Source organism: Pseudarthrobacter sp. J47 (genome assembly GCF_049810315.1).
GTDB lineage: Bacteria > Actinomycetota > Actinomycetes > Actinomycetales > Micrococcaceae > Arthrobacter.
Genome location: NZ_CP187358.1, coordinates 557,727 through 577,214, shown reverse-complemented (window position 1 = coordinate 577,214; position 19,488 = coordinate 557,727). Strand labels below are relative to the sequence as shown.

Annotated in this window: 19 protein-coding genes; 8 read left to right on the top strand and 11 right to left on the bottom strand. The window is 64.4% G+C overall.

All coding sequences use genetic code 11. The features are described from left to right. Positions 1-14 precede the first annotated feature (14 nt). From ACPJW8_RS02650 to ACPJW8_RS02625, 6 genes are all read right to left on the bottom strand, one after another. Positions 15-311 (bottom strand): DUF503 domain-containing protein, encoded by a 297-nt coding sequence (locus ACPJW8_RS02650; protein WP_330188112.1) that lies wholly within the window; start codon positions 309-311, stop codon positions 15-17. 13 nt (positions 312-324) lie between these two features. Beyond that, a complete protein-coding gene (locus ACPJW8_RS02645) occupies positions 325-1,140 on the bottom strand; it encodes a carbohydrate ABC transporter permease (RefSeq protein ID WP_330188209.1) in 816 nt (271 codons plus the stop codon). Between the two features lie 80 nt (positions 1,141-1,220). Then, positions 1,221-2,120, bottom strand: coding sequence for a sugar ABC transporter permease (locus ACPJW8_RS02640; RefSeq protein WP_330188111.1), 900 nt, complete (start codon positions 2,118-2,120; stop codon positions 1,221-1,223). A gap of 92 nt (positions 2,121-2,212) precedes the next feature. Further along, positions 2,213-3,625 carry an N-acetylglucosamine/diacetylchitobiose ABC transporter substrate-binding protein gene (gene ngcE / locus ACPJW8_RS02635; protein ID WP_330188110.1) on the bottom strand — a complete coding sequence of 471 codons (1,413 nt, stop codon included), beginning with the start codon at positions 3,623-3,625 and terminating at the stop codon, positions 2,213-2,215. Between the two features lie 163 nt (positions 3,626-3,788). Then, entirely contained in the window at positions 3,789-4,343 is a 555-nt protein-coding gene (locus ACPJW8_RS02630; RefSeq protein ID WP_330188109.1) for a hypothetical protein, read from the bottom strand. Beyond that, positions 4,337-4,744, bottom strand: coding sequence for an MmcQ/YjbR family DNA-binding protein (locus ACPJW8_RS02625; protein ID WP_330188108.1), 408 nt, complete (start codon positions 4,742-4,744; stop codon positions 4,337-4,339). The genes ACPJW8_RS02630 and ACPJW8_RS02625 overlap by 7 nt, the downstream gene beginning before the upstream one ends. A 45-nt stretch (positions 4,745-4,789) precedes the next feature. Here ACPJW8_RS02625 and ACPJW8_RS02620 point away from each other — a divergent pair, with 45 nt between their 5' ends. After that, positions 4,790-5,806 carry an isopenicillin N synthase family dioxygenase gene (locus tag ACPJW8_RS02620; protein ID WP_330188107.1) on the top strand — a complete coding sequence of 339 codons (1,017 nt, stop codon included), beginning with the start codon at positions 4,790-4,792 and terminating at the stop codon, positions 5,804-5,806. A gap of 9 nt (positions 5,807-5,815) precedes the next feature. On the opposite strand, the gene ACPJW8_RS02615 is transcribed toward ACPJW8_RS02620, so the two are convergent. Further along, complete coding sequence (locus tag ACPJW8_RS02615) at positions 5,816-6,247, bottom strand: CoA-binding protein (protein WP_330188106.1); 432 nt, start codon at positions 6,245-6,247, stop codon at positions 5,816-5,818. A gap of 321 nt (positions 6,248-6,568) precedes the next feature. Between ACPJW8_RS02615 and ACPJW8_RS02610 the strand changes: the two genes are divergently transcribed. The 5 genes from ACPJW8_RS02610 to ACPJW8_RS02590 are packed head-to-tail and all read left to right on the top strand — an operon-like array spanning position 6,569 to position 11,958. Then, positions 6,569-6,892, top strand: a complete 324-nt coding sequence (locus tag ACPJW8_RS02610; RefSeq protein WP_330188105.1) for a hypothetical protein — start codon at positions 6,569-6,571, stop codon at positions 6,890-6,892. Beyond that, positions 6,883-8,883, top strand: coding sequence for an acetate--CoA ligase (gene acs / locus ACPJW8_RS02605; protein ID WP_330188104.1), 2,001 nt, complete (start codon positions 6,883-6,885; stop codon positions 8,881-8,883). Before ACPJW8_RS02610 ends, acs begins: the two co-directional genes overlap by 10 nt. 11 nt (positions 8,884-8,894) lie before the next feature. After that, positions 8,895-10,106, top strand: coding sequence for a dimethylsulfone monooxygenase SfnG (sfnG, locus tag ACPJW8_RS02600; protein ID WP_330188103.1), 1,212 nt, complete (start codon positions 8,895-8,897; stop codon positions 10,104-10,106). Next, on the top strand, positions 10,106-11,464 hold the full coding sequence (locus tag ACPJW8_RS02595) for an O-acetylhomoserine aminocarboxypropyltransferase/cysteine synthase family protein (RefSeq protein ID WP_330188102.1): 1,359 nt from the start codon (positions 10,106-10,108) through the stop codon (positions 11,462-11,464). Before sfnG ends, ACPJW8_RS02595 begins: the two co-directional genes overlap by 1 nt. Then, the gene (locus tag ACPJW8_RS02590; protein WP_330188101.1) at positions 11,461-11,958 is read left to right on the top strand and encodes a CoA-binding protein; all 498 of its coding nucleotides are present in this window, start codon (positions 11,461-11,463) and stop codon (positions 11,956-11,958) included. Before ACPJW8_RS02595 ends, ACPJW8_RS02590 begins: the two co-directional genes overlap by 4 nt. Before the next feature lie 98 nt (positions 11,959-12,056). Here ACPJW8_RS02590 and ACPJW8_RS02585 read toward each other — a convergent pair whose 3' ends face one another. Beyond that, positions 12,057-12,248, bottom strand: a complete 192-nt coding sequence (locus tag ACPJW8_RS02585) for a DUF1918 domain-containing protein (protein ID WP_330188100.1) — start codon at positions 12,246-12,248, stop codon at positions 12,057-12,059. Positions 12,249-12,483: 235 nt separating this feature from the next. Here ACPJW8_RS02585 and ACPJW8_RS02580 point away from each other — a divergent pair, with 235 nt between their 5' ends. Both ACPJW8_RS02580 and ACPJW8_RS02575 read left to right on the top strand, forming a co-directional pair. Continuing rightward, positions 12,484-15,006 carry a hypothetical protein gene (locus ACPJW8_RS02580; RefSeq protein ID WP_330194032.1) on the top strand — a complete coding sequence of 841 codons (2,523 nt, stop codon included), beginning with the start codon at positions 12,484-12,486 and terminating at the stop codon, positions 15,004-15,006. A gap of 27 nt (positions 15,007-15,033) precedes the next feature. Then, the gene (locus ACPJW8_RS02575; RefSeq protein WP_330189656.1) at positions 15,034-15,768 is read left to right on the top strand and encodes a hypothetical protein; all 735 of its coding nucleotides are present in this window, start codon (positions 15,034-15,036) and stop codon (positions 15,766-15,768) included. Positions 15,769-15,790: 22 nt separating this feature from the next. On the opposite strand, the gene ACPJW8_RS02570 is transcribed toward ACPJW8_RS02575, so the two are convergent. The 3 genes from ACPJW8_RS02570 to ACPJW8_RS02560 form a co-directional block, all read right to left on the bottom strand. Further along, positions 15,791-17,113, bottom strand: coding sequence for a hypothetical protein (locus ACPJW8_RS02570; protein ID WP_330189655.1), 1,323 nt, complete (start codon positions 17,111-17,113; stop codon positions 15,791-15,793). Beyond that, positions 17,110-17,664: a sigma-70 family RNA polymerase sigma factor gene (locus ACPJW8_RS02565; RefSeq protein WP_330189654.1), complete on the bottom strand. Its 555-nt coding sequence runs from the start codon at positions 17,662-17,664 to the stop codon at positions 17,110-17,112. Before ACPJW8_RS02565 ends, ACPJW8_RS02570 begins: the two co-directional genes overlap by 4 nt. 375 nt (positions 17,665-18,039) lie before the next feature. Next, entirely contained in the window at positions 18,040-19,329 is a 1,290-nt protein-coding gene (locus ACPJW8_RS02560) for an adenylosuccinate synthase (protein ID WP_330189653.1), read from the bottom strand. Positions 19,330-19,488 lie beyond the last annotated feature (159 nt).

The following is a 19,488-nucleotide window of genomic DNA, read 5'->3' as shown; positions in this document are numbered from 1 at the left end:
CGGAGCTTCTGTGTTTAAGTGTCTTCCGAGTTGAGGTCCCGCCGTCGGACGCTCAGCAGTTCAATTTCCGGACGGGAAGCTACCAGGCGTTCGACGGCGTCAAGCACCTCGATCAGGTGGCTGCGGTCCGCTGCCACCAGGCCCACCCCCAGGATGGTCCTGCGGTGCTGGTCATGCAGCCCGGCTTCGACGGCGGAGACATCGTACCGGCGCCGGATCTCGGCCAGGATGGGCCGGACCACTGAGCGTTTTTCCTTCAGGCTGTTCACATCACCGAGCAGGACGTCGCATTCAATCCATCCGATCCACATAGGGCCATTATGGCTAGCGGGACGTACCCTGCGATACCGAGCCCTGCAGTTGGCGCTGGAAGAAGATGTAGGCGATGAGTACCGGAATCACGGTGACGGTCACTGCTGCGAACAGTGCGCCGAAGTCCACCTGGTAACCCATCTGGCCGGCGAAGGCGAAGAGTTCCTGCGAGAGGACTTTGGGACCGGCGGAATTCAAGGTGACCGGGATAAGGAACTGGTTCCACAGGCCCAGGAAGTTGAAGATCGCCACGGAGGCCAGGCCGGGCTTGGCCATGGGCAACATGACCTGGAAGAACGTCCGCCACTCCCCTGCGCCGTCGATCGCGGCCGCTTCAGCGATTTCCACCGGCAGGCTCTTGAAGAACGAGAACAGGAAGAACACCGTGAACGGCAAGGCGAACGCGATGTACGTGAGCATCAGGCCGGGCAGCTGGTTGAGCAGGCCAAAGCCGCGGAGCACGCCGAACAGCGGCACCATGGCGAGGAACATCGGGAAGGTCAGGCCGGCCAGCATCAGGATGTAGATGGCCTTGCTGCCCCAGAACACGAACCGGGCCAGGACGTAGGCGCACATGGCACCAAGCAGCATGACCACCACCAGAGATACGACGACGACGATCACCGAGTTCATGAAGGCCGCACCGATACCGGCTTCGGTCCATGCACGGACGTAGTTCTCGAACTTCCACACCTCGGGAAGCGCGAACGGCGACGCAAAGATCTCCGATGAGGTCTTGAACGAGGACATGAAGGTCCACGCCAGCGGCAGGATGACGATGAGGGACCAGAGCGCCAGGACAATATGGGAGACCGAAGCAACAGCCACATCGCCGGGAGAGTTCTTCGCCTTCCGGAGTTCGGGCGCCGGCTCCTTGGATTCGTTGTTTGTACGTGCCTGTAACTGGGTCACAACCGCGCTCCGTCCGTGCCGCCGGTCAGCTTGTTCACAAGGAACACCAGGCCGGCAAAAATAAGGGTGGTCAGTGCCAGTACGACGCCCATGGCCGTGGCCATGCCGAACTGTCCGCGCTGGAATGCGGTGAAGAACAGCTGCTGGGACATCACCAGGGTGGTGTTGTCCGGTCCGCCTGCATTGGGGAACAGGGCGGCCATGTAGACGAAGGCGTCAAGGGCGAAGATGCCCAGATACACGTAGGCGGTCTGGATGTTGTCCCGGATCATCGGGATGGTAAGGCTTACGGCGGTCCTGAAGCGGCCGGCCCCATCAATGCGGGCGGCCTCGAACAGCTCTGAGGGAATGCCCTTGATGCCGGCGATGAACAGAACCATGTAGAAGCCAACAAAGCCCCAGATGATCACGAAGATTGAGGCGCCCATGGCCGTGGAGGCGTTGCCGAGCCACGGGAAGTTCTGCACGTTGAATCCCATGGCGTTGAGCAGGCCGTTGAGGAGGCCACCACTGGGGTCGTAGATCTGGCCCCACATGATGCCGATGGCAATGGCGGGAATCGTGTAGGGGAAGAACGAGACAACCCGGTAGAAGCTCGAGTTCTTCAGGCCCTTGATGGTGCCTTTGCTGCTGCCGCCCACGGTCACCATCGTGGCCAGGACGAGGCTGAGGAAGACCGTCACGATCGGCACCACGATCAAGAGGATGATGTTGTTGCCGAGGGCACGCAGGAAGAGGTCGTCAGAGAAGATCCGGGCATAGTTGTCCAGGCCTACAAAGTTGAAGTTGGGGCTGAAGCCGGACCAGTCCGTCAATGAGTAGACAAACGCCTGAACGAAGGGCCAGATCACGAAGATCAGGTAGATCACCAGCGGTATTCCGAGGAACACCGCCATGAACGAAATCTTGTCAAACGTAAGCTTCCGGCGCCGCCCCCGCGCGACGGCCTTCAGGCCGCCGCGCGGAGTGGTGCCAGGGGGTGGCAAGGTCACTTAATTTCTGCCTTCGTGATGCTGGGATCGTTACGGATCTTGTCCGAGAGCGCCTGCATGGCATCAGCCAGGCCGGCAGCGCTGGACTGACCGTCCAGGAACGAGTTCCAGATGACCAGGATGTCCTTGTTCATGCCGTAGAGGGACAGGAACTTCCAGTCGAAGACGTTCTTGCCGGCGGCTTCGAGCATCTTGGTCTGGGAGACAAGTGCCGTGGAACCGAAGCCGTCTTCCGGAACGGTGCCCTTGACAATGGTGGGTGCAAGCTTCGTCTTTGCGAAGTTGGCTGCAGCCTCCTCGGAGAGCATGATGCGCAGGAGTTCCTTGCCGGCGGCCGGGTTCTTGGCGTTGGACGGAACAATGAACGGCTCGCCACCGCCCGAGTGCAGCGCCTCGTACGGCAGCTTGGGGCTGTCGGACGGAGTAGGCACCGGCGCACCGGTCATTTTGAAGTCCGGCTTGGTCTGGGACTTCATTTCGTTTTCGATCCAGGAACCGGACGGGTACAGGAGGGCTTCCTGGCCGTTGGACCACTGGGCCTGTGCGGCGGTGAACGCGGTACCGGAGCCGCCGGGCTTGAAGTGGCCGGCCTTGACGTGCTTGTCCAGCGCCTCGAATACCTGCATAACGGCCGGCTGCTTCCAGCTGTCTTCCTTGAGGTTTTCCAGGTTGACGCGGACTTCGTCGCCGCCTTCCTTGATGGCGGACGCGAGTGCCATTTCTAGGTAGTAGCTGGCTGCTTCCTTGCCCCAGAGGAACAGGAACTTGCCCTGGGCCTTGGCCTTCTCGCCCAGTTCGAATGCTTCGTCCCAGGTCTTGGGAACCGTCCAGCTGTTCTCCTGGAACAGGGAATCGGAGTACCACAGGCCGTACAGGGTGAGGACGTAGTTGATGGCCTTGAGCTTGCCGTCGAAGGTGCCCGGTGTCAGTACGCCTTCGTACAGGGTGTCCTTGATGGGCTTGCCTTCGAGGTTTTCGGCTTCGATGACCGGGGTCAGGTCTTCCAGCTGGTCCAGGATGGTGCTGAGGCCCATTGCCTGTGCACCGGAGTTGTCCACCAGGTCCGGCGGGTTTCCACCGGCGAAGCGGGGCTGCAGTTCACCGGAGATGGCCGTGGACGGGCTGATCTTGGCGGTGGATCCCTCGTGGAGTTCCTCGAACTTCTTGCCGGCGAATTCGACGTAGTCGATTCCGTAGCCGCCCTTGAAGATGACGGCGTCAGCGGTGGAGTTTTCCGCCAGGCCGAACGGGTTGTCAGCGGAAACCGCACCCGTAGTGGCAGGTCCTGCCGTGCCCCCGCCGCCGGAAGCGCAGGAGGCAAGTGCCCCACCCATGGGAACGAGGACTGCAGCTGCAAGTGCCCCACGGATGAATCCCCGCCGTGCGAGCGGCCGATTCTGAATATTCATCTCATACCTTCCAGTGACTCCTGATGCGGACCCGGTTTCCGTATGGCCTCCAGGTCAACGGCGGCCAATCCGGTCCGCCCTGTGTGACATATTTCACCACTGATGCTCGTAAATCAATATTTGGGGCTAGTTCTGATCAAAAAGAATCATTCTTGTTACCAATTCACCCTCCGGCCCGCTGGCGTGCCAGCTGGAACTCCACCAGGGCTTCGGCGCCTCGGCCCTTGCCTTCCAGCAATTCACCCAGGTCCTGATGCAGCATGGCCACCCACCGCCGGGCAGCAGGATCATGCGCGGTGGACGCGTATTCGAGGGCGCTGCGTGTCCAGGTCTCGGCATGGGCCGGATCCGCGACGGCAAGAAGGTGCAACGCCTCCACTGCCAGGTACTCCTCGCCCAGGTGGTCGCCCAGTTCAGCGGCCTGTTCCAGCAGCGGTGCAGCCATGGCGGCGTGGCCGCTTTCGGCCAGGATCCGCCCCCGCTCCACCAGGACACGGATGCCGATGGTCGGTTCTTCGGAACCATCAATGGCATCAAGCAGCGCATCGGCTTCCTCATACCGGCCCTGCAGCCCTACGGCGCGGCCCAGTTGGGTGGCAAGTTCGGCGCGTTCGTCGGCGTCGTATTCACCGCTGGTAATGGCGGCCAGGAGCCGGGCCTCAGATCCCTTGGGGTCATCATCGTCCCAGAACTGGTCAAGGGCGCCCTGGTTCAGCATGGGGACTCCACCAGCCGGGCCCAGCCCAGTTGCTCCTGCTGTTTGCGGCTCAGTGACGCAACCACAAGGTCATAGGAGTCCTCGATCATGTCCCGGACCATGCCGTCCGGCAAGGCGCCGTCCAGCCGGACGCCGTTCCAGTGGGTTTTGTTCATGTGATAGGCCCCGGTGATTTCAGGGTGGGCCGCCCTCAGCTGGACGGCCAGCGCCGGCTCGCATTTGAGGCTGACGGCCAGCGCAGCAGGATCCATGTAGGAGAGCGCGAACATCTTCACCTGCTGCCGCGCCACGCCGCTCACCGCGGCGCGGACTTTGAATACGGACGCTTCAGGTCCGAAGGGAAAATCTTCATAGGTTCCGGGAAAGGAAAGGCACGTTTCCCGGAGCTGCGCAGCATCCATACAAGGAGCCTACAAAGCATCCGTTCGCGGTGCTAGCCTGCGGGAATGGAGACTATTCCAGTTCTGGACTTCAGTGCCGCCAAACTTCCGGATGGATCGTTCAACCCGGAGTTCATTGATCAGTTGAGGGACGCCACCCACCGCGTGGGATTCTTCCAGCTGACGGGCTACGGGGCCGCTCCGGGGCAGCCTGAGCATCTGTTCGACGTCGTCAAAAAGTTTTTCGCGCTGCCCCTGGAAGAGAGGATGAAGCTGGACAACAGGCTGTCCCCGCATTTCCGCGGCTACACGCGGATGGGCACCGAGATTACCCAGGGGCGGGCCGACGCCCGGGAACAAATCGACTACTCCCCGGAACGCAGCCCCATCCGGGACTACCCGGAGGATCAGCCGTACTGGCTCCTGCAGGGTCCCAACCTGTGGCCGGATGAAACACTGCCGGAACTGCGCACAGCCGCCATGGACTGGGCCGCGCTGATGTCCAAGGTGGGCGCCGGGCTGCTGTCCGCCATCGCCGTCTCCCTGCATCTGGAACCGGACTATTTTGATCCAACCTTCGAAGGGACGCCGGCCTGGATGGGGAAGCTGGTGCATTATGTGGGCGGAGTGGTGGAAGCGGCAGGCGACCAGGGCGTGGGCAGCCACGCGGACTACGGCTTTGTCACGCTCCTCCTGCAGGACAACGTGGGCGGGCTCGAGGTACTGCCGCCGGGAACTGCCGACTGGATTCCGGTGGAGCCCATCGAGGGCGCCCTGGTGGTGAACCTGGGCGAAATGCTGGAGGTTGCCACCGAGGGGTACCTGGCCGCCACCATCCACCGGGTCCAGGCGCCGCCGCCCGGTGTGGACCGCTATTCGGTGCCGTTCTTCTGGTCTCCCCGGCTGGATGCGGTGATAGATCCCGTCCCGCTGCCGGAGGAGCTGAAACGGGAGGCGCGTGGCATCTCCGATGATCCGGAGAACCCCATGCTCTCCTCGTTCGGCATGAACATGCTCAAGGGCCGGATGCGCGCCCACCCTGACGTCACGGAGCGCCACTACCCGCAGATGCTCAGGCGCTGACCAGTCGGGTCAGCGCCGCATCCCCATCCCCCACGCGTGCTGGGCCGGGCAGGTGTTCATTACGACGTCGAGGCCCGCGGCTTTCGCGCGTTCTGCTGCGGCTTCGTCGATCACGCCAAGCTGCAGCCAGACTGCCTTCGCGCCCACGGCGATCGCCTGGTCAACCACCGCGCCCACCTTTGAGGAATTCACAAAGCAATCCACGACGTCGATCGGCTGCTTTTCGTCCGGAATGTCCGCAAGTGTGCGGTACCCGGGTTCGCCGTGGACGGTATCACCGGGAAGGTTCACCGGGATGATCTCCATGCCCAGCTGGTCCCGGATGAGAAGCGAGACATCATAGGCCGAGCGCCATTCATTGGTACTGAGGCCAACGATGGCCCACCGGCCCTTGGTGCGCATGAGCCTGTCAATGACCGCCGGATCGTTTACATGAGCCATAAATCAAGCCTACTCCGTCCGCAATCCAGCACTGTTTGCCGAATAAATGAACGAATTGATCGTCCCTTAACCAACATGAACGAACATTACGTGTGGCTGGCGTCGGTTTTTGGATTAAGTGTTGCGGCTCGGTTCTAGTTGTTAACGACCATCCCGAGCGGCCGAGAGACCTGGATCGATGAAGCCGCAGCAACCCTGGTCACCGGAGGCCCCCACTGCCTTCAGTGATAGCAAGGATCAAGCCACGGGCACCCGGAACTGACCACTCCGGCGAAGGCTTATTCCGTAGGGTGCTACTGCCAGGACCGATGGAGTGAACCCATGACTGTAATCCTGTCGTTCCTGCATGCGGGCAGGCGAACCGGCCGCGTTCCCGCGCAGGCCCGTTCCCTGGACCATGCCCGTGGCGCCCTCCCCTTTAACCAGCAGGCGAAAACAGCCGGCCCGCCGGCCGGCTTCGCCTGCTCCAATGTTGCGGATGAGCGTGCTGCAGCCGCCTCCGCAGCACCGGCAGACGCTGCCCAGCCGGGCGCCCTGGCGTCCGCTCCGGCAAGTGGATGGTCTCCCGCCGGAGTCCCCTCCAGGAACTGGGCGCGTCTGCCCTTTGATTCATCCAGGAAAGGACGGGTGTCACCATGGGCCTGACCGCAACGGAAGCCACCCAATCCACACAGTTGCAGCCCGAAGACGAGCGCATCGCCTTCTGGGAAGAGGCCGCGCGCCGGCTCACCTGGGCCGAGCCTTGGCACACGGCCCACCGGTTCGACAAAGCCGAGCGCCTCAGCGGACCCGAGATTCCGGAAGAAGACGCCGAATACTCCGTTCCGCACATCGAGTGGTTCAGCGGGGGCAAGCTCAACGTCGCGTACAACTGCGTTGACCGCCACGTCGAGGCCGGCCGGGGCGACAAGGTTGCCCTGCACTTCGAGGGCGAGCCGGGCGACCGCCGCACCATCACGTATGCGGACCTGCAGCGTGAAGTTTCCAAGGCCGCCAACGCGCTGACCGAACTGGGCATCACCCGTGGCGACCGCGTGGTGGTCTACCTGCCGGTTATCCCGGAAACGGTCATCATCACGCTGGCGATCGCCCGCATCGGCGCCGTGCACTCGCTCGTTTTCGGCGGCTTCTCCGCCGAGGCGCTGAGGTTCCGTGTGGAGGATACGGGCGCAAAGCTGCTGGTCACCACGGACGGCCAGTACCGCCGCGGCACCGCCGTTCCGGTCAAGGACAACGCGGACGCCGCAGTTGCGGGTGACAACGCGATCGAACACGTCCTGGTGGTGAACCGCACCACTCCGGTGGACCAACTGGACACCGTGCATATGGTTCCGGGCCGCGACGTGTGGTGGCACGACGTCGTCGGTACCGCTTCAGAGGTGCACACCCCGGAAGCGTTCGACGCCGAGAATCCGCTGTTCATCATGTACACCTCGGGCACCACGGGTAAGCCGAAGGGCCTGGTGCACACCTCCGGCGGGTACCTGACGCAGGCGTCGTGGAGCTTCGAGCACCTGTTCAGCAATCCGGATCCGGCGCTGCGCGACCAGGACATCCACTGGTGCACGGCCGACCTCGCGTGGGTTACGGCGCACACCTACGAGATCTATGGGCCGCTCTCCAACGGCGTGACGCAGGTGATCTTCGAAGGCACGCCGAACACCCCGCACCCGGGCCGGCACTTCGAGATCATCCAGCGCTACGGAGTGACGCAGTACTACACGGCGCCCACGCTGGTGCGCTCGCTTATGGGCTGGTTCCCCGACGGCGTTCCGGACACCTATGATTTCTCCTCCATCCGCCTGCTCGGCACCGTGGGCGAGGCCGTAAACCCCGAAGCGTGGCGCTGGCTGCGCGACAACGTGGGCGGCGGCACCGCCCCCATGGTGGACACGTGGTGGCAGTCCGAAACCGGCTCCACGATCCTCTCCCCCGCTCCGACCGACACCGAGTTCAAGCCCGGCTGCGCCGCACGCGCACTGCCCGGCGTGAGCGCGCGGATCGTGGACGAGAACGGCGAGAAGGTTGCGCCCGGTGTTCCCGGGTTCATCGTGGTGGACAAGTTCGGCCCGTCGATCGCCCGCACGGTGTGGGGCAACCCGCAGCGCTACCTGGATTCCTACTGGCGCCAATACGCCGAGCAGGGCTGGTTCCTGGCCGGCGACGGCGCCAAGTACGACGACGACGGCGACATCTGGATCCTCGGCCGGATCGATGACACCCTCAATGTCTCCGGCCACCTGCTCTCGACCATCGAGATCGAGTCCGCGCTGGTCTGCCACCCGGACGTCGTGGAAGCGGGCGTCTGTCCGGTGACGGACCCCACCACCGGCCACGCCGTCGTCGCGTTTGTGGTTTTGAAGGGGTCGGGGGCTTCAACGGTTTCGACAGGCTCAACCGCCGAGGAACTCCGCAGCCACGTGGCCAGGGAAATCGGCCCGATCGCCAAGCCGCGGGACGTCGTCGTCGTCCAGGACGTGCCCAAGACGCGCAGCGGCAAGATCATGCGGCGGCTGCTGACCCAACTTTTTGAAGGCACTCCGCTCGGGGACACCACGTCCCTCCAGAACGAACCCGCCATTGCAGGAATCCAGGAAGCCCTGCGGCACTACCAAGCATCCCAAGCAGCAAAGTAAGGACAATCCCCATGACAGATATCAGTAACGTCGCCCGGCTCGAAGAACCGCTCAAGTTCGCCTACTGGGTGCCCAACGTCTCCGGCGGGCTGGTAGTTTCCACCATTGAGCAGCGCACCAGCTGGGACTTTGACTACAACAAGAAGCTGGCCAGGATCGCCGAGGATTCCGGCTTCGAATACGCCCTGACCCAGACCCGCTATGCAGCCTCCTACGGTGCAGACAAGCAGCACGAGGCCACGTCCTTCAGCCTGGCGCTGCTTGCCGCCACCGAACGGCTCAAGGTGATCTCCGCGGTCCACCCGGGCATGTGGCACCCCGGCGTCCTGGCCAAGTTCATCATCACCGCGGACCACATCTCCAACGGCCGCGCCGCCGTCAACATCGTTTCCGGCTGGCTGAAGGCCGAGTTTGAGAACTTCGGCCTGGAATGGCTGGAGCATGACGAACGCTATGTCCGCACCGAGGAATTCATCAAGGTGCTCCGCGGCCTGTGGACCGAGCAGGAGTACAGCCAGTCCGGCAAGTACTACAACATCAACAACTTCACCCTGAACCCGGCACCGGTGGACGTTCCCGGCCGCGCCCACCCGGAGATCTTCTTCGGAGGAAACTCGACGGCGGCACAGGCCACCGCCGGCCGCGTTGCTGACTGGTACTTCTCCAACGGCAAGGACCTCGAAGGCTTCAAGGAGAACATTGCAGGCGTCGTCGCTGCTTCGGAAGAAACCCGCCGCGGCACTGAGGGCGCACTACCCCTCCCCCGTTTCGGCCTCAACGGCTTTGTGATTGCCCGCGATTCCGAGAAGGAAGCACGCGAGACCCTCCGGGAGATCGTGGCGAAGGCGCATCGCCCCGCCGTCGAAGGTTTCCGCGACGCCGTGCAGGAAGCCGGAGCGTCCACCAAGGACGGCAAGGGCATGTGGGCCGACTCCACGTTCGAGGACCTGGTCCAGTACAATGACGGCTTCAAGACCCAGCTGATGGGTACGCCGGAGCAGATCGCCGAGCGGATCGTCGAGTACAAGAAGATCGGCGTGAACCTGTTCCTCACGGGCTACCTGCACTTCCAGGAGGAGGTGGCCGCGTTCGGTAAGGACGTCCTGCCGATCGTCCGTGAACTTGAGGCGGACCTGGCCCGGAAGAACGGCACGGAACTCGCAGCCGGGGTTTCGACAGGCTCAACCAGCGTTTCCTCAACCACGGGTCTGGTGACTGTCTGATGGCAGAGCGTACCTTCGGTTTCCGCACGCGCGCCCTGCACGCCGGCGGCACCCCCGACGCCGAGCACGGCGCCCGCGCGGTCCCGATCTACCAGACCACGTCTTTCGTGTTCAAGGACACCCAGGACGCAGCGAACCTGTTTGCCCTGCAGAAGTACGGCAACATCTACTCGCGTATTGGCAACCCCACCGTGGCGGCTTTCGAAGAGCGCATCGCGTCGCTCGAAGGCGGCATCGGCGCCGTGGCCACGTCCTCGGGCATGGCCGCCGAGTTCATCACGTTCGCGGCGCTGACCCAGGCCGGCGACCACATCGTCGCAGCTTCCCAGCTGTACGGCGGCACCGTGACCCAGCTGGACGTCACGCTGCGCCGCTTCGGCGTGGACACCACGTTCGTGCCCGGAACGGACCCGGCGGATTACGCCGCGGCTGTCCGGGACAACACGAAGGCGATCTTCGTGGAGGTGGTGGCCAACCCGTCGTCGGAAGTCCAGGACCTCGATGCCCTGGCCAAGGTGGCGCACGACGCCGGCATCCCCCTGGTGGTCGACGCCACCTTGAGCACGCCGTACCTCGTGCGGCCGATCGAACACGGCGCGGACATTGTGATCCACTCCGCCACCAAGTTCCTGGGCGGGCACGGCACCACCCTGGGCGGCGTGATCGTGGAGAGCGGCCGCTTCAACTGGGGCAACGGCAAGTTCCCCACCATGACGGAACCCGTCGCTTCCTACGGCAACGTCTCCTGGTGGGGCAACTTCGGTGAATACGGCTTCCTGACCAAGCTGCGCTGCGAGCAGCTCCGGGACATCGGCCCGGCCCTGAGCCCGCAGTCCGCGTTCCAGCTGCTGCAGGGTGTTGAGACCCTCCCGCAGCGCCTGGACGAGCACCTGAAGAACGCGCAGGCGGTGGCGGAATGGCTCGAAGCAGATCCGCGCGTGGCCTATGTGAACTTCTCCGGACTGCCTTCCCACCCGCATTACGAGCGCGCACAGAAGTACCTGCCGCTGGGCCCGGGCTCCGTCTTCTCCTTCGGCGTGGCAGGCGGCAGGGCGGCGGGCCAGAAGTTCATCGAGTCCCTCCAGCTGGCCTCCCACCTGGCCAACGTGGGCGACTCCCGCACGCTGGTGATCCACCCCGGCTCCACCACCCACCAGCAGCTCAGCCCCGAGCAGCTGGTCTCAGCAGGCGTCCCGGAGGACCTGGTCCGCATTTCGGTGGGCCTGGAAGACATCGAGGACATCCTGTGGGACCTGGACCAGGCACTCACCGAGGCGCAGAAGGCTGTGGAGCTCCCCGACGGGGAATCCGCAGACACATCAGAGGCAGATTCCTGCACGATTGGAGCACGCGCATGAGCACTGTTGCTGAACGCACCTGGGAAGGCCCGTCCGCCCCTGAGCGGCTGGCCCTACTGCGCCAGGCAAAGTCCATTGCGATCGTGGGCGCCTCGGACAAGCCGTCGCGGGCCAGCTACTTCGTGGCCACCTACCTGCTGTCCTCCACGCGGTACAAGGTGTACTTCGTCAATCCCGTGGTAAAGGAAATCCTCGGAGAACCTACCTATGCTTCACTGGCGGACCTGCCGGAAAGCCCGGACATCGTTGACGTGTTCCGCAAGCACGACGACCTGCCCGGCGTCCTGGACGAAGCAATCGCCGCCGGTGCCAAGACCCTGTGGCTGCAGCTGGGCTCCTGGCATGAGGATGTGGCCAGGAACGCGGAAGCTGCCGGGCTGAACGTGGTCATGGACCGGTGCGTGAAGATCGAACACGCCCGGTTCCACGGCGGCCTGCACCTGGCCGGCTTCGACACCGGGGTTATCTCGTCCAAGCGGCAGGTCCTCGCCTAGTACCAGGACAGCTGCACTTCAACAAAGTGCAGTGCAGCTAGTGCAGTGCAGATGCCAGCGGGGCCGGTCCATCGACCGGCCCCGCTGGCATCTCCGGCCTAAGGCTGATGCGGTTTCTCAACCACAAAATCGCCGCCGGGAAAGACGATGGACTCGTGGCCGTCGTCGAACTTCACCGTGTATGGCGGTGAGCCGTCCGCGCCCTTTACCTCCACAATTTCGCCGTGCCTGTCGGACGTTTCCACGGTTCGGCCGCGGACAATGATGCGGTCTCCCTGAGCTGCCTTCATGCGCAATCACCTCCCAGCCCTAGGGTACGGCTGGCCGGTTTGGGACGAAAGGTCCGTTGGCTTCCATGGCCTTCCCTTCCCTCCGGCACCGGGCCTCAAAATTGATCACATTGAACAAATCGATCATGCAATCAAAGTGATTGTTATCACCCGGATTCTGCGCGTATGGTCTGAGAGTTACTTTTGTGCCTTGCGTCACATTGGGGAGTGTGGCGCCTGAACCGAGGATCCGTAGATGCATCCGATCTCCACCCCAAAAAGCCGTTCACGCCGGCATGCCCGCTTCCTGGCCACAGCGCCCTTGCTGGCAATCGTCCTGACCACCCTGGTCCCTGTCCTCCCGGCAAACGCAGCCGGGAACATGGTCAAGAACCCCTCCTTCGAAGCATGGGGTGCCAGCGCTCCCACCGACTGGAGCACGTGGACCCCCGCGGGCACCGCCACCTATACAAAGGTCACGGGCCGCGACGGCTCCGGCGCCGCCCAGATCGCCACCTCGACGCAGGGCAGCCGCGGCTTCCTGGTGCAGGACGTAGCGATCCCGGCGGGCTCCGAATCGATCGACCTCTCCTTCTGGCAGAAGAAGGGCACCGTCACCGGTACTGGCAAGGCCGGCGTCCGAGTGACCTTCACCGGTGGCACCGCGCAGTTCTTCGGACTCGACGCCGCCCCGGACTGGCGCAAGGTGGCCACCACGCTGCCCGTCCCGGCAGGCGTGACGAACGTCCGCATCGAGCCGATGCTCGACTACATGCAGGGCACCATGAGCCTTGACGACGTCGACGTCCAAGTGGACGGACCCTTCACCAACCTCGCGGTCAACGCAGGCTTCGAAGCCTTCACCCTCGCCAACCCGGACAGCTGGGGCCGCTGGCTCGCTGCCGGCACTGGAACCGTTGCCAAGGCTGCGGGCATGGAGAACCTCAACGCCGCCTCCATCACCACCGACACCACAGCCAGCCGGCTCGCCCTGACACAGGACATCACCCTCCCGGCTGGCGGCGGCACTTACGTGGTGGACTTCGCCTCCAAGATCGACACCATCAGCGGCACCGGCAAGGCAGGCATCCGGGTTGACGTGCTGGACGGCTCCAAGGGCACCGCGTTCTACGGACGCAACACCCCGACGGCCGGCTGGGAGCGCACCCGCGGGGCGATCGTCGTGCCCGCCGACGCCACCAGGATCCGCGTCCACGCGTTCAACGACGGCGTGAAGGCCACGGCCCTCTACGACGACATCCAGGTCACCAAGTCCACCGGCGACATGGAACTCAGCACGTCCCTGACGGCCTCCAACGACATCAGCGTCGCCTGGACCAAGCCGACGGCCACCAACATCGCCACGTACGACCTCCACCGCGCAGAAGGCGCAGCTCCGACGGGTACGGCTGCAGACCGCGTCCGCACCCTGCCCTCCACGCTCCTGAAGGCTTCGGACCAGGAATGGCTCCCGGGCAAGACCTACAACTACCTCGTGATCGGCCGCGACGCCGCCGGTGCCGAGGTTGTCCGCAGCTCCGTCGGACAGGCCACGGCACCCGCCACGGACACCACGGCCACGTCCGTCCTGTCCATCGCAGCGAACGGCACCACGGACCACATCGGCTGGCGCGCAGCAGCTTCGGCAACGCTCCCGCTCAAGGTGGTCGGTTCGACGTCGGCCATCACCCCGGCGAACGCCGCATCGGCGACCGTCCTGGTATCCGGACTAGGACGCCTCGGCGGGCTGGACCAGGCCGGCGCTGCATACGTCGGCCTCGTGGACGCCTCGGGAACGCTCATTGCCACAGCTTCCCGACAGGACCTGCCGCACCCGCGCATCGGCCTGAACACCGACGTGCTGGCCAAGATCAACCGCCTCATCGCCAACCCGGGAACGCCCCAGGACGCCTGGAATACGGTCAAGGCACGCGTTGATGCAGGCTCCGCGACCTACGGCTACTCGATCGACCGCTACGCGCGCGAAGCAGCGTTCGTCTACCAGGTCACCCAGGACCCGTCCTACGCAACCATCGCCTACGACGCCTTCGTCCAGTCAGCAGCGGCGACGCCGTTCGAGGCCGAGCAGGAACTGAACACCGCCAACCCGGTGTCCTCCCTGGCCCTGGTCTACGACTGGGCTTCCCCGGCCTGGACCGCCGCGCAGAAGGCCTACGCACACGACTACTTCGAACGGACCGCAGTGTTCTTCGAGCACGTCAAGCACCCGAACGTCGTCGGAACCGACAAGGCCAGCAACTGGGTGGGCGTCATCCGCGGCGCCGAACTGGCACAGCACCTCGCGTTGCGCGGCGAAGGCACCTACGGCTGGCGTGACGCGCGCATCGCCCGGATCTCGGACCAGCTGCGCCAGCACCTCGACGCCGCCCACACGGACGGCGGCTGGTTCCAGGAAGGCCTGGACTACCTCGACTACACCAACATGATCTCCGTCCCGGGCATCACCGGCAGCTTCGACGCCGGCATCGACACCCTGCGCGCCTCATGGGAACGTCCGAACACGGCCAACATGCTCCTGCACACCACGGGCTTCCGCGAACCGACCCATAAGCTCCAGTGGGGTGTGGGCTACGACGCCGGCAGCGCGAGCTTCCCGCTGTACCTGGGTCGCGCCAAGGCAGGGGAACTCGCCCCGATGATCGAGATGTTCGAGCGCACCCAGGGCCACCGTTCATCGCTGGACAAGTGGTACACCCCGGGCTACATCACCCAGGCGTTCATCGACTGGCCCGAGTCCTACCCGGCCGGCCAGGGCTAGGACCCCGCCAAGGTGTACCCGGCGATCATGGACGCCAAGTCCGGCTCCTCCACGTTCCGCAACCGCCTCGTGGACAAGGACGACGTCCTGCTCCAGCTCAACAACAGCAACCACAAGCACACTGGCTGGAACGGCTTCGAAACCTTCGGCCTGAGCATGATGAGCCACGACACCACGTGGGCAGGCCAGCCGGGCAAGGACCAGGCGAACGCCGCCAAGTACTCCCGCGTGCTGATCGACGGCAAGACCACCCAGACGCAGGGCCAGGGCACCACACTCGCGTCCAACGCCTATGCAGGCCAGGGCGGCGGCTACGTCAAGTACAACGGCGCAGCCAACGTTGGCGTCGCAACGGCTACCCGCGAGGCGGCCGTGGACATGAAGGACCGCGGCGACGTGGACTCCCTCATCGCCATCCGCGACACCTTCGGCGACGCTGCCTCGCACGAGTGGAAGTGGCAGCTTGCCCCGCAGGCCGGCGTCACGCTGCAGACCGAAATGGTGGGCACCACGCTCCAGTTCACCGTCCAGAACGGCGATTCCTGGATGCGCGGCTGGGTCCTCAACGCCACTGATGTCACCGCCAGCACCGCCAACGGCGTCCTGTCCTTCGCACGGACCGGCACCGGCACCACGATCGACGTCGTTATGACGGTAGGCCGCTCGGCAACCCTGCCGTCCGCCAACGTCAGCGGCTCACAGGTCAGCGTGGCCGGAACCACCGTGGACCTCGCCAACCTGGCTGGCTACACGGCTCCATAGCTGCGGATGGGCAGGCCGGCGCCTAGCCCTTCGAACCCAGCAACCCCTTGAGGACGTCCACGGGGCCGGTCAGCAGACCGGTCCCGTTGGCGTCTGCAGGACGATCTGCGGGCGACTTCGGTGCGGGTGCCGGTGCCGGACCTTCGCCGGACTGGTGGGCCCGGACGCCACCAGGCTCAACAACGGACCCGCCATGGGTTCCGGGTTCCCGGACGTCTTTTGGCCCGGCTTCCCCGGACTGTGCGGGATGCACTGGAGCTGAGCTCCCGGCGTCCTTGCCAGCGGTGTCCTGGCCAAGACTGTCCGTCGCAACACCCTTCTGTGCACCCTGGAGTGCACCGGCACCGCTCCCGGCGTCTTCGGAACCTGGCGTGGCGTCCTGCGTTCCTGCCTTGATCCGGATGTCCGTTCCCGGCTGGCCCTGCCGCTGTGTGGTTGATTCCGTGGAATCCGTACCGGACAGCAGGGTTGGGTCAAGTCCCAGGTCAAGGTCCACAATCCCGGCTGTTATCTCGCCCTTGGCAACGGAGTTGCCCTTGGATACCAGCTTTTCAAGAGTCCTGTCGAGGACCTCACCCAGGCCCGCCGCGTCAGCGTCAGGCTGCTGTGGTGCGGTCAGCTGGGTTTGGAGCTTGAAGTCCGGCGTAAGGCTTGGGAACGCGAGGATCAGTTCCTGTTTGGCCTTCAGCTGCGCCCCGGGTGCCGGCTGGCCCAAAGCGTGACCGGGCGTGGATGCAGCGGGGCCCTGTTTGCCGGAATGACCATTCTGCAAAGTGGACGGTCCTGGCCTGGCGGCGGCAGACGCCGCGTGGGCTGGTGCTGCCTTGGACCGCTTGCTGGCGGCGTCAGCTGCCGGAGGCACCGCGACGGAGGGAGCCGCTTCCCGTTGTTCAGCCCGGAATGCATCCGGTTCCGCCGCGTCGGAGGGCGAAGCGTCCGAAGACGCGGGCTCCCCTACGGACTGCCCCTGGCCTTCGGCCAAGCTTCCCGGGGTTTCCCACCACCACACCCAGCTTCCGCCGGGTTCGCCAACAATGCTGCGGTACAGGTGATGGGCGGCATCCGGGTTGCTGGCGGCAACACCCGTAACTCCCAGGCCCATGCCCGCCAGGACGGCGATTCCTATCGCGGCGGGGCGGTGCTTCTGCAGCCACCGCTGCCAGCTCGCGGCAGTGTGCGGGCGCGCCATCAGCGCCGCCAGTTCCAGTCCGGGAGAAGGGGCTGGAACCGATGCCATGGCCGCCAGCGGAGTGAGCAGGTTCCGGAGGCCGGCGTCATCTGCCAGGCCTTCCTGGGTGAGGAGCTCGTCAAGCGCCTGCAGGGGGTCGGTGTTCAAAGGGCTCATGGCGTGACGTAATCCTTTACTGCAGCCTGCTCACGGAGCTTTTCCAGCGCGCGCCGTTGCAGCTGTTTCACCGCTCCCTGCGATTTCCCCATGATTTCCGCGGTCTGCTCCACAGACAATCCAGCGACGATCCGCAGGGTCAGCACTTCGCGTTGGTCATCAAGGAGGACCTGCATCAGTTGGGCAACCTCGGCGGGAATAAGGCCGGCCATGGCCACGGCTTCGGCGGATGCTGCCTCGCGCTTGTCACGTTCGACGTCGAATGCTACTTGCAGCGGCCTGCGCTGCTGGCGGCGGTGGTCATCCACCATACGCGCGTGAGCCACGGAAAAAATGAAGGTACGCAGGCCGTGCACTCCACCGGAGATCCCCTCGATGCGGGGGATGACGGTGAGAAAGACTTCCTGCATAAGGGCCTCGGGATCTTCCACTCCCCGGGCTGCGAGATAGCCCAGCACCTGGGATGCAAAACTGCGATATACCAGTTCAAAGAGTCGGGGATCCCTGGCGTTCGACTCCCGGAGGACGTCGTCCGTCAATACTTCAGCCATGGGCGCCTGCCCAACGTTTGACGGACACAGCGCCGGACGGAATGGGGATGCCGGCAGAAAAGGGGGAAGGGCCAGGCTGGAATGTGATGGGGGACAGATTCCAGCCCGGCCTTTCACACACGTAATCGCCGGGCAGGTGCCGGGGGTTACGCGGTTCCGGAACTTTTTTTAAAAGTTTTTCGGGAGCGGCTGTTCCACGCCTCAGGAGCCGGGCGTTCAACCCGCCCTGAAACCGAAAATCGACCATGACTCCCCCACGCACCAACCTGTTTTGTTGGCTCCATGCTACAGCCCACACCCTTGCCGGACGACGACGGCGGGCCACCCTCGCTGGGATGGCCCGCCGTCGTTCGGGGTTCTGCAGGGAACCGGAAATCAGTCGTTGATGAGGTCGTTGATCACAACTGTCTGATCGCGGTCCGGTCCCACACCGATTGCGGAGAAACGGGTGCCGGACAGCTTTTCAAGCGCCAGCACGTAGTTGCGGGCGTTCTCCGGCAGGTCCGCGAGGGTGCGCGCGCCGCTGATGTCTTCGGTCCAGCCCGGGAAGTACTCGAAGATCGGCTTCGCGTGGTGGAAGTCCGTCTGCGTCATGGGCATTTCGTCGTGCCGGACGCCGTCTACGTCATACGCCACGCACACAGGGATCTGTTCGATGCCCGTGAGCACGTCCAGCTTGGTGACGAAGTAGTCAGTGAAGCCGTTGACGCGGGAAGCGTGGCGGGCCAGGACGGCGTCGTACCAGCCGCAACGGCGGGGGCGGCCGGTGTTCACGCCGAACTCGCCACCGGTTTTCTGCAGGTACAGGCCCATGTCATCGAAGAGTTCGGTGGGGAACGGGCCGGCTCCCACACGCGTGGTGTACGCCTTGATGATGCCGATGGAACGCGAGATGCGGGTGGGGCCGATGCCCGATCCCACCGAGGCGCCGCCGGCCGTGGGGTTCGACGACGTCACGAACGGGTAGGTGCCGTGGTCCACGTCCAGGAACGTGGCCTGCCCGCCTTCCATCAGGACCACCTTGCCCTGGTCCAGTGCTTCATTCAGCACAAAGGTGCTGTCAATGACCAGCGGGCGGAGGCGCTCGGCGAAGGAGAGGAAGTAGCTGACAATCTCCTCTACCTCGATGTCCCGGCGGTTGTAGACCTTGACCAGGAGTTCGTTCTTCTGGCGCAGCGAACCTTCCACCTTCTGGCGGAGGATGGATTCGTCGAAGACGTCCTGCACGCGGATGCCAAGGCGGGCCACCTTGTCCATGTAGGCGGGGCCAATGCCGCGGCCGGTGGTGCCGATGGCGCGGCTGCCAAGGAAACGCTCGGTGACCTTGTCCAGCACCTGGTGGTACGGGGCCACCAGGTGGGCGTTGGCGGAGATCCGCAGCTTGGAGGTGTCCGCGCCGCGGGCCTCAAGGCCGTCGATTTCCTGGAACAGGGCCTCCAGGTTCACCACGCAGCCGTTGCCGATAATGGGGACGGCGTTGGGGCTGAGGATGCCGGCCGGAAGGAGCTTCAGCTCATACTTCTCACCGCCTACGACGACGGTGTGCCCGGCGTTGTTGCCACCGTTGGGCTTAACCACGTAATCCACACGGTGCCCGAGCAGGTCAGTGGCTTTGCCTTTTCCTTCGTCGCCCCATTGGGCCCCGACGATCACGATTGCTGGCATGGGATCCTCCCCCATTCGTTTCGGGCCGGACCAAGATGATGCGGCGCCGTACATGAGAATGCCCCGGCTGGACTGGCTGCCGCCGGCCCGCGAGGAGCACAGCGATGCAAGAGTTCCGGGGCTCTTACCACCCAAGTTTAGCCGATCCGGGACTTTCCC